This is a genomic window from Azospirillum sp. 11R-A (assembly GCF_049472615.1).
Lineage (GTDB): Bacteria > Pseudomonadota > Alphaproteobacteria > Azospirillales > Azospirillaceae > Azospirillum > Azospirillum palustre.
On record NZ_JBCEBL010000053.1, the window covers coordinates 1 to 14,377 of the forward strand.

Here is a 14,377-nt window from a genome sequence, read left to right on the forward strand (position 1 = left end):
GTCAGCGGCCAGGCACGGGCACGATGGGACAACCCGACCTCCGCCAGGGCCGCGAGGCCGCGGGCTTCGGCATCCGGACGGCGCAGGCCCAGCGTGACGTTGCGCAGCACCCGCATCCAGGGCACCAGCCGCGGCTCCTGGAACACCACGGCGCGCTCTTCCGGCAGCTGCACGCTGCCTTCCGGCGCCGGGTCCAGCTTGGCCAGGGTGCGCAGCAGCGTGGACTTGCCGCAGCCGGAGCGGCCGAGCAGCGCGGTGAAGGAGCCCGGCTGAAGGTCGAGCGACAGGCCGTCCAGCACATTGCCGTTGCCGAAATTGCGGACGAGGCCGCGGACGCTGACGACTGGCTTGCCGATTGCGGACTGGTCAGTCGTGGAGTGGCCAATCGTGGATTGGGAGGCGGGGATGCGGGAAAGGGCGTGGCTCATGGAGGGTCACTCCTTGATAAAGGCCGGGCGCCAGACCAGCGCCCTGCGTTCGATGACGCGGACGATCAGGTCGGCGAGCAGGCCGAGGATGGCGTAGACGATCAGGGCGACGATGATCACGTCGGTGCGCAGGAACTCCCGCGCCGTCATCGCCAGATAACCGATGCCGCTGGAGGCGTTGATCTGTTCGCCCACCACGAGGCTGAGCCACGCCACGCCGAGCGCATAGCGCAACCCGGTCAGGAAGGCGGGCAGGGCGCCAGGCAGGATAACCCGGGCGATCATCTCCCACCGGGTCAGCCCGAGGGTGGAGACCGCCTCCACCACCTTGGCGTCGACGGTGCGGATGCCGACGAACAGGTTCAGGTAGATCGGGAAGGCGGTGCCGAGTGCGACGAGCGCGATCTTCGGCGTCTCGCCGATGCCGAACCACAGGATGAACAGCGGCACCAGCGCCAGATGGGGCAGGGTGCGCAGCATTTGCAGCAGCGCGTCCAGCGCATCCTCGCCCCGCCGCGACAGGCCGGCGATCAGCGCGCAGACGGTGCCGGCCGAAACGCCGATGGCGAGCCCGGCACTGACCCGGCCGAGCGAGACCAGCAGATGCACCGCCAGTTCGCCGCTGACCGTCAGATCCCAGAAGGCGGTCAGGATCTGGCTGGGTGAGGGGATGGTGCGGGTGGAAATCCAGCCCAGCCCGACGCTGGCCTGCCAAAGGACCAGCAGAGCCAGCGGCACCGCACAGCGGCGCAGACCCGCCGGAAGCGTCCCTGCCGGACGCGTCCATCTCCGGGATCGGGTTTCCGTCCGTTGGGTCGCGGTGGCTGCCGTCATGATCCCTCCCGAGGCCGTTCGATTGCGGTGGCTACGGGAGAAAGCCTATTCCTATTGCGTGAATAGGAAAAACAAAAAACACAAACCGCACTGTTGAGAAAAACTTAAGTAACGTAGATTTTTTGTGTTGTTACTGTGCGCCCGCATCGCGCAGGACCGCGGCCAGCGAGTCCGCCAGAATCCCGTGCAGACGGTCGACCGCCGGATTGGCGGCGGACGGCGCGCGATGCAGTTCCAGCGGGACCGAGCCCAGTTCCGGCAGGTCATGATGCGGCTCGAGGGGCACCAGCGTGTCGGGCAGGCCGAGGGGGGTGCGGATGGTGACGCCCAGCCCGGCCTCCACCGCCGCCCACAGGCCGGACAGGCTGGGGCTGGTGAAGGTGATGCGCCACGGGCGCCCGCCGCCGTCCAGCCGTTCGATGCCGTGCTGGCGGAACATGCAGGGCGCGTCGAGCAGGGCCAGCGGCAAGGGGCTTTCCCGGTCGGCGCGAAAGCCGTCCGGTGCGACCCAGGCCACCGGCAGATGGGCCAGGGTGGCCGCCCCGGTCGTCGTCTTTGCGGACTCGCCGCCGATCTCGCCGAAGGCCAGGGCGAGATCGAGCGCCCCTTGCGCCACCCGCTCGCGCAGCTCCCGCCCGCGGCCGACCTGGGCCTCGACATGGATGCGGGGATGGGCGCGGTGGAAGGAGCCGAGCACGGATGGCAGCCAGCGTTCCGCCAGATCCTGGGGAAAGCCGACCCGGACGGTGCCGTCCATCGCCCGGCCGCGGGCCGCCGACAGCGCCTCGTCGTTGAGCGCGACGATGCGGCGGGCATAGCCCAGCAGCAGGTCGCCGGCATCGGTCAGCGCCACCGTGCGGCCGGCCTTGCGGAACAGCGGCTGGCCGACCTGCTCCTCCAGCTTCTTCATCTGGAGGCTGATCGCCGACTGGGTCCGGCCCAGCCGTTCTGCGGCGCGGGCGAAACCGCCATGCTCCATGGCGATCACCAGCGCCCGCAGCACATCCATGTCGAGGTTGGTCGGAAGCATCGCCATCCCGCATCGCCTTCCTGCGGTTCGCCGCCGTCAGGCCGGCAGCGCGCTGTTGAAGCCGGGATCGAAGATCGCCGCCGCGTCCAGCCGCTTGGGAATGATGCCGAACTCGCGCCAGACGTCGGAGGTCGCCTGCTGGTCGGCGATGACCGAGGCGTCGATGGCGACCGGACGCGCCCGCTCGACGCCGAAGGTGTGGCGGGCGATGGCGGGGTCGACGCCGACCGTCCTGGCCCAGATGCCGGCGTAGGCGTCGCTGTTCTCCAGCGCCCATAGCCGGGCGGCGGCGAAGCGGCGGATCAGGTCGGTCAGCGCCTCGCGCTTGGTGGATATCGCCTCCAGCGTTGCGGATTGATAGGACAGGCCGCTCATCAGCCCGGTACCGGTGACGACCGCGCGGGCGCCGTCCACCAGCAGCGCCTGCGAGACATAGATGCCCCAGGTCGACCAGGCGTCGATGGAGCCGGCGGCCAGCGCCGATTTGGCATCCGACGGCAGCAGGAAGGCGATCTTCACGTCGTCCGGCTTCAGCCCGTTCGCCTTCAGCGCCGCCAGCACGAGGTAATGGCCGATGGAGCCGCGCCCGGTGCCGATGGTCTTGCCCTTCAGGTCGGCGACGCTGTGGATGGGGGAAGAGCCCGGCACCAGGATGGTGGTGCTCTGCGGGTTGGAACGCACCGCGCCGATGATCTTGGCCGAGGTGCCGGCGGCCAGCGCGAAGGTGGTCGGCGCGTCGCCGGCATAGCCGACCTCGATGGCGCCGGCATTCAGTGCCTCCAGCAGGGGGGCGGCGGCCGGGAACTGGCTCCATTCGATGCGGTAGGGCAGGTCGGCCAGAAGCCCAGCCGCCTCGATCACCGACTGCACGCCGCCCTTCTGGTCGCCGACCTTCAGCACGGTGCCGGCGGGAATGGCAGCATTCGCCGGCCGCAGGGGCGCGAGCCCGGCGGCCAGCGCGCCGACACCGAGGCCGAGGGCATGGCGACGGGTGAGGGAGGTCGAAATGGGATGCTGTGACAGGGTCATGAGGACCTCCTAAGTGGCGGCGTTTTCTGGAGCGCGGGCCGGCACAGCGATCTGGGTGCGGTGCATGCGGCGGCGCTGGTCGTCGGGGAAAGGGTCGCGGCGATGCATGGTCCAGCGGTTGTCCCACATCACCAGATCGCCGACCCGCCAGCGGTGGTGCCAGGCAAGCTCCGGCCGTACCGCCGCCGCCCAGATTTCATCCAGCAGGGCCTCGCTCTCCGCCACGGACAGGCCGGGGATGTGGGCATGGGGACGGCGGCCCAGCAGCAACGCCCTGGCGCCCGTCACCGGGTGGGCGATGACCAGCGGATGCACCGTGCCGGGCGAGGTGGCGACATCGGCCGGCTGGGCGAAACCCTGACGCAGATAGCCGCCGCTGTTGGTGGTGCTGTCATGCTTGATCGACAGACCCTCCACCCGCCGTTTCAGCGCCTCCGGCAAGGCGTCATAGGCGGCGACCATGCTGAGGAAGCCGGTGTCGCCGCCCTCCGCCGGCACCTCCAGCGCATAGAGGCTGCTGGCAAAGGGAGGGGTCTCCAGATAGGTCATGTCGGCATGCCACACCGACTCTCCCGCGCCCAGCGCGCCGATGGGCCGGCCATTCTCCGTGATGTTGGAGATGACGTAGACCTCCTCATGGCCCGGCGCGTGCAGCCGCCCGTTCTCGGTGATCGGCGCCTTGTCGAGTGGACCGAAATGGCCGGAAACGCGCACGAGGTCGGCATCCGACAGGGTCTGACCGCGGAAGACCAGCACCAGATGGCGGTCCAGCGCCTCGGCCAGGGCCGATGCCGTCGCCGGGCGGAGCGGTTGCGACAGATCGAGGCCGCGGATTTCCGCGCCCAGCGTGGGCGAGACCGGATGGACGGCGAACTCCGTTTGGGGCATGGCGGAACCTCAGCTGCCGGTGCGGTCGTGGATGTCGGCGAAGAACAGGTCGCGCCAGTCGGCCGGCCGGTTGCGGATCGAACCGATGCGCGCCATGAAGTCGGTGAAAATGCCGATGCCGCGCGGGGTGAGATCGTAGGAGATCTCCGGATGCGCGATCATCGCCGCCACCTCCCCGACGCCGAGCTTGGAGTTCTCGATGCGGATGTAGGCGCGCGCCGCGTCCTGCGGGTCGGCCTTGATCAGTGCGACCGATTCCTCGAGCGCCGTCAGCACCGCCTTGGTCAGCTTCGGGTTGGCGTCGTGGAAGGCGGTGGAGGTCCACAGCGCGCTGAAGGAGGCGGGACCGCCCAGCACGTCGTAGCTGCTCAGCACCTTGTGGATCTTGGGATCGCGCAGCTGCTGGTCCTGGAAAGGCGGGCTGGTGAAATGGGCGGTGATCTCCGTCTTGCCGGACAGCAGGGCGGCGGTGCCGTCGGGATGTGCCAGCGAGACGGTCTGGGGATCCAGCTTCGCATGCTGGCCGGGGCCGAAGGTCTTCTCCGCCGCGATTTGGAGGACGATGGCCTGATAGGAGGCGCGGACCGACGGCACGACGATACGGTCCTTGTCGGTGAAGTCCTTGAGGCTCTTCACCTCGGGCCGGTTGGTGTTGAGATAAGCCGGCTGGGCGTTCAGTGCCGCCAGCCCGCGCAGGTTGGCGTTCCCCCTCGCTTTATCCCCCCTCGTTTTATCCCAGGCGATGATGAAGGCCGGCACGCCGGCCGCGCCGAAATCGGCGTTGCCGGACAGGGTCGCCTCGGTGATCGTCGTCGGGTTGCCGAGCGGGGTGTAGCTGGCCTTCACCTCCCCCAGCCCGGCGGCGCGCGCCTGCTGTTCCACCAGCCCCTTGTCCTGCATGACATAGAGCGGCAGATAGCCGAGGCCGAGATTGCGGGCGAAGCGCACCTCGGTCGCCTCCGCCCGTGCCACCTGCGGCATCGAGGCCGCAACCCCGGTGGCGAGAAGCAGCGCGGTGCCCAGCAGGGTCCGCCGCCGGATGGAAAAGGGCTTGGTCATGAGCTGTCCCATCCGATGCGTCAGATGACGTGGAAATTGTGGGCGCCGTCGCGCTTCAGCTGATCGACCAGTTCAAGCTCCCAGTCGATGTAGCCCTGCATGGCGGCGGCGCTGTTGTCGGTGCCCTCGTAGGGGCGCTTGTAGACGTCGTCGGGCTCACCCCCCAGCCGGCCGAGGTCGGTGCTGAGCGGCAGTCCGGCGGCGACCCAGCCCTTGGTGCCGCCCGCCAGCAGAAGCGGACGCTGCCCGCCAGACAAATGGGAAAGGGCGAAATCGGCGACTGCATAACGGGTCAGCGTGCCGTCGCCGCAGGTCAGCACCGGCCGGATCCCCTTGGGCAGAAGCGCGATGGTGCCGGCCAGCCGGGCGCGGGTGGAGAAATACGCCCCCGGGATGTGGCCGGCGCGGTAGCGCGGGCTGCGGGTGATGTCGATCACCGCCGCTTCGCCATTTTCCAGCAGGGCCAGCAGGTCGCGCGGCGCGATGGTTTCGGCCCCCACCTCCGGTTCCGGCGGCAGGCGGCGGCGGTCAGGGCCGCTCTCGCTGCCCAGCTCGGACACATCGCCCTCCAGCACATGGACCTCCCAGCCCAGCTGCGACAGCCAGGAGGCGGTCATGTCGGCGCGCGGACCGCCGCCGCCGGCGGGATCGTCGGCGAGGACGATGCGGGCGCCGCGCACCCCGACATATTCGTCGGTCGCCTGGACCAGCTGGCCGCCGGCGGCATGGCGGAAGCCCGGCAGATGGCCGGCCTCGTACTCATCCGGCGTACGCACGTCGAAGAGATGGAGCGTCCGGCGCTCGTCGCCGCGGAAGCGGTCCAGCGTCTTCGCGTCGATCCGGCCGACGCCGGCCCGGTCGGCGACCGCCCGTGCCGCCCGGCGGCCGGCGGCGTCGCCCTCCGCCGAGACCTCCGGAAAGCGGCCCTCGCGCCCGCTGTCCAGCGTCAGCCCGGCCAGCGTCCAGCCGATGGTGCCGTTGCGCAGGGCGGCGACCCTGTTCGGGATGCCGGCATTCACCAGGGACTGGGTGCCGATGATCGACCGCGTGCGGCCGGCGCAGTTGACGACCACCAGCGTCTCGGGGTTGGGGGCGATGTCGTGGACGCGCTTGACCAGTTCGGCGCCCGGCACGCTGACGCCGCCGGGGATCGACATGGTGCGGTATTCCTCGAAACGGCGGGCGTCGAGGATGACCAGATCGGCCTTGGCGTCGATCAGCGCCTTGACCTCCGCCGCCGGCAGCGAGGGGGTGTGGCGATGGTGCTCGACCCACTCGCCGAAGGCCTTGCTGGGCACGTTCACGTCCCGGTAGACCTCGAAGCCGGCGGCGATCCAGCCGGCCAGCCCACCTTCCAGCAGGGTCACGTCGCTGTAGCCCAGCGCCTGGAGCCGGCGGGCGGCCGGCTCGGCATAGCCCTCGCCATCGTCATAGACGGTGATCGGCACGTCGCGCCGCGGCAGCAGGTCGTAAGCCAGCAGCTCGACGCGGCTCAGCGGGACGGAGACGGCGAACAGCGGGTGGGACAGCGAATAGGGGCCTTCCTCCCGCGCGTCGAGCAGGGCGATCTCGTCGCGCTCGATCCAGGCGCGGCGGATGTCGGCGGGGCTGCGGGTGGCGAGCGGGGCGGTTGCGGTGACTGCTGCGGTCATGGCGGTGACGGATCCTCAGGCGGCGTGGGGGACGGGCTGCGAGCGGTCCCACAGGTTGGGCAGGGCGCTGTTGGCGTAGCCGGAGATGAAGGGCTTGCGCTGGCCGGTCAGCGGGTCGAACACCGACCGCCGGATGGCGCCGATGTTGCCACCATAGACATGGATGCTGATGGACGGCCGGTCAGCCAGCGCGTTGGAGATGGCATGGACATCGCCGATGCGGGGCGACACCGCCTCGACCGACCCGGCCTTCAGGATTTCGGGCGGAGAGGCGACGGGCGGGCCGCCCTGCGGCTGGAGGTCGTAGCGTTGCGACCGTTCCGCTCCGCGCAGGATGCCGACGAGGCCCCAGACGGTGTGGTCGTGGATCGGCGTCCGCTGCCCCGGTCCCCAGACGAAGCTGACGACGGAGAAGCGCTCGTACGGGTCGCAATGCAGCAGATACTGGCGGTAATGCACCGGGTCGGGCTGGGCATAAGCGTCGGGCAGCCAGTCGTCGWCGGCGATCARCCCGGCCAGCAGGRCGCGGCCRGCATCGAGCRCGGCSGSYTCGTCGTCGCCATGCCGCTCCAYCAGCCGGGTGAAGTCGGCGATGAARCCSCGCAGRCGSKGRAGRTTSGGGRTGGCGGTATCGGGTGGGAGGCTGTCGGGCATGGTCGGGTGTCCTCACCAGGTCTCGGCAAGGCCGAGCAGTTCGAGAATGCGGTGGCGAAGCYCGGTCAGRACSGGATCGCCGCGGTGGCGGGGATAGGGRCGGTCGATGGGYAGGTCGGCCTTGATGCGGGCCGGGCGGCCGCTGAACACGATCACGCGGGTCGCCATGAACAGCGCCTCTTCGATGTCGTGGGTGACCAGCAGGCCGGTGAAGCCCGAACTGCGCCACAGMTCGACCAGCTCGCTCTGCATGGCGAGGCGGGTCAGGCTGTCYAGCTTGCCCAGMGGTTCGTCGAGGATCAGCAGGCGSGGGTCGTTGACCAGGGCRCGGGCCAGCGCCGCGCGCTGGGCCATGCCGCCCGASAGCTGGTGCGGATAGGCCTTCTCGAAGCCGGYCAGCCCGACSAGCGCCAGMGCCTTGTCGATCCGRTGNCCCTKGNGAGCGCAGCAGGCCGCGCGCCTCCAGYCCSAGRGCGACATTGTCGCGCACGGTKCGCCAGGGATAGAGCGTCGGGTCCTGGAASACGACGACGCGSGACGGGTCGGGACCGTCGATGGGACGACCGTCGGCCAKGATGCTGCCGCGGCTGGGCGGTTCCAGCCCGGCGACCAGCCGCAGCAGGGTGGACTTKCCGCAGCCGCTCGGCCCCAGCAGRGCGACCARYTCGCCCGGCTCSACCCGCAGCTCCACCYCGTCCAGCACSGGCAGCGGCGCGCCATGCAGKTCGAAGCTGTGGCTGACCGCCTGMACGTCGATGGTCATGCCRGCSRYCAYRGCKKSRGTGTCGGTGTTTTCGAGCGCTACCATTTGAGCATTCCCTTCTGCCAGGCGAGCAGGCGGTCGCGGACGCGGAACAGCAGCGTCACCAGACCGGAGCAGAGCAGCGCCATCACCAGCAGGGCCGCGTACATGTTGCCGTAGGCGGCCCAGCCCTGGGMCCATTGCAGGTACCAGCCGACCCCGGACTTCACGCCCAGCATCTCCGCCACCACCAGRACGGCGAAGGAKGCRCCCAGCCCCATGAACAGCCCGACGAAGACATGSGGCATCGCCGCCGGAACGGCGACCTTCAGCACCAGGAAGCGCGGGGAGGCGCCCAGCGTGCGGGCGATGTCGTAATAGGCGCTGTTGACCCCGGCCACGCCGGACCAGGTGAGGACGGTCACCGGCACGCCGCTGGCGAGCGCGATCAGGAAGACGCTGGCGCTCCAGCTGGTCGGAAAGGCGAAGAAGGCGATGGGCAGCCASGCGGTGGCCGGCAGCGGGCCGATCAGCCGYAGAACCGGATGSACCCAATAGCCGACYGCGCGCGACCAGCCGATGGCGACMCCSGTCACCACRCCMAGKAYCGAACCSACSGCATAGCCGGTGACCAGCAGCCTCAGCGAMGCGGCGAAGCAGTCGAGCAGCCGCGGCCAGTCGTCGAGATAGACCTCCAGCAGCGCCTGCGGCGGGACGAAGAAGGGCCGCGGCAGCAGATTGAGCTTGGCGGTCAGGATTTCCCAGCCGGTGACGCCCAGCGCCAGGGCGATCAGCCAGGGAACSGACGCCGACAGGCTGSCRATRGCGGATTCCAGCCGGCYGCGCGGCGCCGGGCGGATCGCCGCGGCCAGCAGGGCGGCCAGCACCAGAAGACCGGCGGCGACCACCAGCAGGCTGGCGAACTCGCCGGTCCGCTCCCACTCCTGGGCATCGGCGGCGTCGGGCCACAGGGCCGTCACKCCGGAGGCGGCGAACCAYAGYAGGGCGGCGGCGGAAAARCGCAGGAGRAGGTTGGACGGSAGGCCGCCGCCGATTGGCAAGGCTCCGCCGTTGGCCGCCGGCARGGCGGCGGCCGTGTCGTTCACGCTCATGATCGATCTCCCGTTCGGCCGGGATTTGCCGGCCGYTACGGCGTTGGRCTCARAGGATCACCACCGCCTTCGACGCGTCCAGCCKCGGYGCGCGCGGGCGCGAYGGCGGGCCGTCGGCATGGCCCAGMGCCACCAGCAGGTTSGTGCGCAGCCGGCCGTCGGCGAAGAAYTCCGCATCCACCGCTTCGGCATCGAAGCCGGACATCGGSCCGGCATCCAGMCCCAGCAGCCGGGCGGCYAGGATCAGGTARCCGGCCTGGAGSSWSCCGTTGCGGAAGGCCGTGGTYTCGGCCAGCGACGGCTCGTCGACRAACATCSGCGAGGGATCGTAATGCGGGCTYAGCAGCGGCAGATGTTCGAAGAAGCGGCGGTCATARGCGACGATGGCGATGGCGCCGGCCRCCAGCTTGGACTGGTTGCCGCGGCTCAAKGCCGGCCGCAGCCGCTCCTTCGCCTCCGGCGTGGTCAGGAAGACGAAGCGCGCCGGGCTGCCGTTGAAGGCGGTCGGCGCCAGCCGGAYCAGWTCGTAGAGGCGRTGSAGCGTYTCCACCGGGACCGGCCGGTCGGACCAGCTYTGCGGCGTGCGGGCGTTGAGGAACAGGCGGTCGGCKGCYRSCKSRNNNATGTGTTCGGGMGCRATGTCGKCGGGYWGCYGTTCGGYGACGGGAWKATGGGTGTCCGGCATGGSRGCKGKCTCCGTCRGGGGATTGGGTYACGACCAGACGYGCTKGCGGCGGTCGTCGATTCGCTTGGCYTTGTGGACGGCACGGGGCAGCGTGCCGGGGGCGAGCAGGGCGACCTCYGCCCCGACGCCGGTGGCGGCCTTCARYTGRCGRCGCAGCCGGCCCCGCARCTCYTCCAGATCGCCGTTGAAGCCCTGGGTGTGYTCCGCCTCKACCGTCAGGCGGTCCAGCCGCTCGAYCCGGTCGAGCACCAGCCGGTAYTCGCCGGTCAGCGCCGGGTCCTGGCGCACCACCRCYTCCACGTCGCCGGGGAACAGGTTGACGCCCTTGACGATCAGCATGTCGTCGAGCCGYCCATGCACGCCCTTCAGCCGYAGGGAGGTGCGGCCGCAGCSGCAGGGCTCCGTCGTCACCGACACSAYGTCGCCGGTGCGGAAGCGGAYGATCGGRCGSGCGCGCTTGCGCAGGGTGGTCAGCACCAGCTCGCCGCGCKCKCCCTCCGCCACCGGTTCSAGCGTYTCGGGRTCCAGCACCTCGACCAGGATATGGTCCTCGGCCCAGTGCAGCCCGTCCTTCTCCACGCACATGCCGGCGCAGGAGCCGAAGATGTCGGACAGGCCGTAATARTCGTAGACCTCSGCCCCCCACAGCGCCTCGATCCGYTCGCGCGTYTCSGGGATCGAGCCGCCGGGCTCGCCCGCCACGAACAGGCGGCGGACGGCGAGATCGCGGGCMGGGTCGATGCCCTCGCGCTGGGCGGTCTCGCCGAGATGCCAGGCGTAGGACGGCGTCGTCCACAGCGCCGTCGCCYTGAACTGGTTCAGCACCGCCAGCAGCCGTTCCGACGGCAGGGTGCCGGCATGGATGCTGAGCGCCCCCAGCTTCTGCGCGCCCAGCACGCAGGGGCCGCCGACGAACAGCGAGAAGTTCAGCGCATGGGCGTAACGGTCGGTTGGGCGCAGGCCGCTCGACCAGAACTGCCGCGCCTCATAGTCGATCCATTCCTCGAAATCCTTGGCGGTGAAGGGCGAGGCGGTCGGCACCCCGGTCGATCCGCTGGACGCGGAGATGTAGACGATCTCCCGTTCCGGCACGGCGACCAGATCGCCGAAGGGCGGCACCGCGGTCTGGCGGTCGCGGATGGTCGCCTTGTCCAGAAACGGGAAACGCCGTAGGTCGTCCAGCGTGTGCAGGTCTCCCGGCGACACCCCCTGCGCGTCGAAGGCGGCGCGGTAGTAGGGCGAGCCTTCGTAAGCGTGCTGCAGATGGTCCTTCAACAGGTCGAGCTGCAATTGCCGCCAGTCGGCACGGCTCTGGGTTTCCAGACCGGGCTGCCAGTATGCGTCATGGTCCTGAACCGCCACTTTTTCTTGTCCTTCGAGAGTTTGGCAGCGGCTGCCGGCCGGATCAGGCCAGCGCCGCCAGCGATGCCAGGAGAATGGCGGAGACGATGCCGAGGCCGAGCGGAAGCAGGCCACGGTCCGGAAGCTCATCGCCGCGGAGTCCTTCCGCCGGATCTGCCATATGTCCGTCAGGCGGCAGAAGCGGCAGAACCAGCGTGCCCGAGGGGCAGAGGGACGCCATCACCATCCGGTCGAAATCACTCAAACCCTGCATGGCGGAACTCCTTAGGTCAGATGGTTTGGGGTCAGGCGGCTTGGAGGGCGTGGCGCTTCCCATCGGCTACCGGATATAACAGACAAAGCCTGTTTAAATATCTTATTGTCTATAGGAAAATGGGAAAAAACGCCGAGGTCAAGCGTCAGCTTCGTATCGACCGATATTTTCAGCGGAATCGTTACCGCTCTTGGCCAGCCGATGGTGGGAGAATCCAGCGTTCCGCCCGATCCGGTATGCCCCGCCAACTCTATTAAACAGTTAAATTTTGTTTTAATAAACTATTTCCCTGTAGAGATGTAGATTTTATGGTGACAACGGCGCGAGCGTCGCCTTAAGGTTCACGGGCATTCGGATTTCCGGCACTCGCAGGCCGGCATTCACACCGTGACGGGGGAAACGACGATGAAGCCCACTCTGCCCACCCTCCTCTCTGCCGCGCTGGCGGCGGTCGTTCCCTTTGCCGCCTCCACCATCGCCGAAGCCGCGTCCGGCAAGGTCGTGGTCGGCTATCAGACCGATGCGCTGCCCTCCTCGGTCGCCATCGCCAACGGCGATTTCGCCAAGGCGACCGGCACCGAGATCGACTTCCGCAAATTCAATTCAGGTGCCGAGATCTTCGCCGCCATCGCCTCGGGCGACGTGCAGGTCGGCTATGTCGGCTCCAGCCCCTTCGCTGCCGCGGTCAGCCGCGGGCTGGACGTGAAGGCCTTCCACCTCGCGACCATCTCCGGCACCGACGAGGCGCTGGTGGTGCGCAACGGTTCCGGCATCGAAAAGCCGTCGGACCTGAAGGGCAAGAAGCTGGCCGCCGCCCCGGTCTCCACCGACCATTACCAGCTGCTCGCCGTGCTGAAGCAGGAGAAGCTGACGGAACGCGACGCCCAGGTCTTCGCCATCCCGCAGCCGGACATCGTTGCCGCCTGGAACCGCGGCGATCTGGACGGCGCCTTCGTCTGGGATCCCGCCCTGACCGAGTTGAAGAAGACCGGCAGGGTGCTGCTGACCTCGCGCGAGGTGGCCGACCGCGGCGCCCCGACCTTCAGCGCCTGGGTGGCGACCGCCGCCTTCGCCAAGGACAATCCCGCCTTCCTCAAGGGCTTCGCCGGCACCATCGAGCGCTACAGCACCTCCTTCCGCAACGACAAGGCAGCCTGGGGGCCGGATTCCGAGAATGCGAAGACGCTGGCGAAGCTGCTGGGCGGCACGCCCTCCGATCAGGCGTCGGCGCTGACCAACCTGTCGCTGGTCCCGGCGGAGGTGCAGGCCTCCACCGCCTGGCTGGCCGGCGGCGAGGGAAGCGGTGCCGCTAAGATCCTGAAGGATACGGCGGAGTTCCTGAAGGAGCAGAAGAAGATCACCACCGTGCTGCCCAGCTACGGCGGCTTCGTCACCGCCGATTACGTCAAGGACGTCCGCTAAACCAGCCGCCCGCCAAGCCAACCGCAGACGGGAGAGCGCCCATGCTCCAGGTCCGCAACGCCAGCGTCTTCTTTTCCGCCCGCGACGGCCGGGTGGTGCATGCGCTGGACCGCGCGTTGCTCGACATCGACGCCAACAGCATCGTCGTGGCGCTGGGGGCATCGGGCTGCGGGAAGTCGACGCTGCTGAACGCCATCGCCGGCTTCCTGCCCCTGTCGGAGGGATCGATCACGCTGGACGGCCAGCCGGTCGCCAGCCCCGGCGCCGACCGCGGCGTGGTGTTCCAGAAGGACACCTTTCTGCCCTGGAACAGCGTCGCCGACAATGTGGCGCTCGGCCTGCGCTTCGCCGGGGTTCCCGCCAGGGAGCGGCGCGAGCGGGCGGAGGAGCTGCTGGGGCTGGTCGGGCTGGAAAGCTTCGCCGACGCTTTCCCGCACGAGCTGTCCGGTGGCATGCGCCAGCGCGTCGGCATCGCCCGCGCGCTGGCGACCGACCCGAAGATCCTGCTGATGGACGAGCCGTTCGGCGCGCTCGACAGCCTGACCCGCGAGCAGATGCAGGAATTGCTGATCGATGTCTGGGCGCGCACCGGCAAGCGCATCTTCTTCATCACCCATTCCATCGAGGAGGCGCTGTTCCTCGGCACCACTGTGGTGGTGATGTCGCCGCGGCCGGGCCGGATCGTCGCTCGTTTCGATCTGGATTTCGTCCGCCGTTTCGCCGCCGAGCGTGACGTGCGCGCCATCCTGTCGGCCCCGGAATTTGCCGACCTCTATGACGAGATCCGGTCCCTGGTGCATCGCCCGCATGTCGAGGCGGAGTCTCGCCGGACGGTGCTGCAATGACCGATATCGCTCGTCCCGGAAGCAGCGCCTCCGATCCGGCGGACCGGCCGAAGATCGTCCGGCTGCACCCCTTCGGGCTGGACGGTGCCCGCACCGGCCCGATCAGCCTCGCCACCGCCCTGCTGCTGCTGGCGGCGTGGTTCCTGGTGACCCATTACCGGCTGGTGCCGCCGCTGTTCCTGCCGACCCCGCAGGAGGTGGCGACCCAGTTCCTGGCGATCTTCGAGGACGGCTATGCCGGCGCCACCCTGTGGGAGCATGTGTCGGCCAGCCTGTTCCGCATCTTCTCCGCCGCCGTCATCGCCGCCTCGCTCGGCATTCCGCTGGGGCTGGCGATGGGGCTGAACCGCTGGGCCAAGGGCGTGTTCGACACGCCCATCGA

13 protein-coding genes and 3 pseudogenes are annotated in these 14,377 nt (G+C 69.2%); 3 read left to right on the forward strand and 13 right to left on the reverse strand.

The window, feature by feature from the left end; translation table 11 throughout:
• From VH569_RS34450 to VH569_RS34510, 13 genes and pseudogenes are all read right to left on the reverse strand, one after another.
• A partial coding sequence (locus tag VH569_RS34450) for an ATP-binding cassette domain-containing protein (RefSeq protein WP_423321685.1) occupies positions 1-428 on the reverse strand: 428 nt, incomplete at its 3' end.
• 6 nt (positions 429-434) lie between these two features.
• Entirely contained in the window at positions 435-1,262 is an 828-nt protein-coding gene (locus VH569_RS34455; RefSeq protein ID WP_423321687.1) for an ABC transporter permease subunit, read from the reverse strand.
• A 130-nt stretch (positions 1,263-1,392) separates the two neighbouring features.
• On the reverse strand, positions 1,393-2,298 hold the full coding sequence (locus VH569_RS34460) for a LysR substrate-binding domain-containing protein (RefSeq protein ID WP_423321689.1): 906 nt from the start codon (positions 2,296-2,298) through the stop codon (positions 1,393-1,395).
• Positions 2,299-2,328: 30 nt separating this feature from the next.
• Entirely contained in the window at positions 2,329-3,321 is a 993-nt protein-coding gene (locus VH569_RS34465) for an ABC transporter substrate-binding protein (protein WP_423321691.1), read from the reverse strand.
• 9 nt (positions 3,322-3,330) lie between these two features.
• Positions 3,331-4,209 (reverse strand): TauD/TfdA dioxygenase family protein, encoded by an 879-nt coding sequence (locus VH569_RS34470; protein ID WP_423321693.1) that lies wholly within the window; start codon positions 4,207-4,209, stop codon positions 3,331-3,333.
• Positions 4,210-4,218: 9 nt separating this feature from the next.
• Positions 4,219-5,268: an ABC transporter substrate-binding protein gene (locus VH569_RS34475; RefSeq protein WP_423321695.1), complete on the reverse strand. Its 1,050-nt coding sequence runs from the start codon at positions 5,266-5,268 to the stop codon at positions 4,219-4,221.
• A gap of 20 nt (positions 5,269-5,288) precedes the next feature.
• A complete protein-coding gene (locus VH569_RS34480; protein WP_423321696.1) occupies positions 5,289-6,920 on the reverse strand; it encodes a rhodanese-like domain-containing protein in 1,632 nt (543 codons plus the stop codon).
• 15 nt (positions 6,921-6,935) lie between these two features.
• Positions 6,936-7,574 carry a cysteine dioxygenase gene (locus tag VH569_RS34485; protein WP_423321698.1) on the reverse strand — a complete coding sequence of 213 codons (639 nt, stop codon included), beginning with the start codon at positions 7,572-7,574 and terminating at the stop codon, positions 6,936-6,938.
• A 12-nt stretch (positions 7,575-7,586) separates the two neighbouring features.
• Positions 7,587-8,382 (reverse strand): annotated as a pseudogene (locus VH569_RS34490) (ABC transporter ATP-binding protein).
• The gene (locus VH569_RS34495; protein ID WP_423321699.1) at positions 8,376-9,428 is read right to left on the reverse strand and encodes an ABC transporter permease; all 1,053 of its coding nucleotides are present in this window, start codon (positions 9,426-9,428) and stop codon (positions 8,376-8,378) included. The pseudogene VH569_RS34490 and the gene VH569_RS34495 overlap by 7 nt, the downstream one beginning before the upstream one ends.
• Positions 9,429-9,477: 49 nt before the next feature.
• A pseudogene (locus VH569_RS34500) lies at positions 9,478-10,113 on the reverse strand (malonic semialdehyde reductase).
• A gap of 27 nt (positions 10,114-10,140) precedes the next feature.
• Complete coding sequence (locus VH569_RS34505; RefSeq protein WP_423321705.1) at positions 10,141-11,604, reverse strand: phenylacetate--CoA ligase family protein; 1,464 nt, start codon at positions 11,602-11,604, stop codon at positions 10,141-10,143.
• Positions 11,519-11,728 (reverse strand): hypothetical protein, encoded by a 210-nt coding sequence (locus VH569_RS34510; RefSeq protein ID WP_423321701.1) that lies wholly within the window; start codon positions 11,726-11,728, stop codon positions 11,519-11,521. The genes VH569_RS34505 and VH569_RS34510 overlap by 86 nt, the downstream gene beginning before the upstream one ends.
• Positions 11,729-12,133: 405 nt before the next feature.
• Here VH569_RS34510 and tauA point away from each other — a divergent pair, with 405 nt between their 5' ends.
• From tauA to VH569_RS34525, 3 genes and pseudogenes are all read left to right on the forward strand, one after another.
• Entirely contained in the window at positions 12,134-13,150 is a 1,017-nt protein-coding gene (tauA, locus tag VH569_RS34515) for a taurine ABC transporter substrate-binding protein (RefSeq protein WP_423321702.1), read from the forward strand.
• Between the two features lie 41 nt (positions 13,151-13,191).
• Positions 13,192-13,995, forward strand: coding sequence for a taurine ABC transporter ATP-binding protein (locus VH569_RS34520; protein ID WP_423321704.1), 804 nt, complete (start codon positions 13,192-13,194; stop codon positions 13,993-13,995).
• Positions 13,992-14,377, forward strand: a pseudogene (locus VH569_RS34525) (taurine transporter subunit); the annotation flags it as partial. The gene VH569_RS34520 and the pseudogene VH569_RS34525, both read left to right, overlap by 4 nt.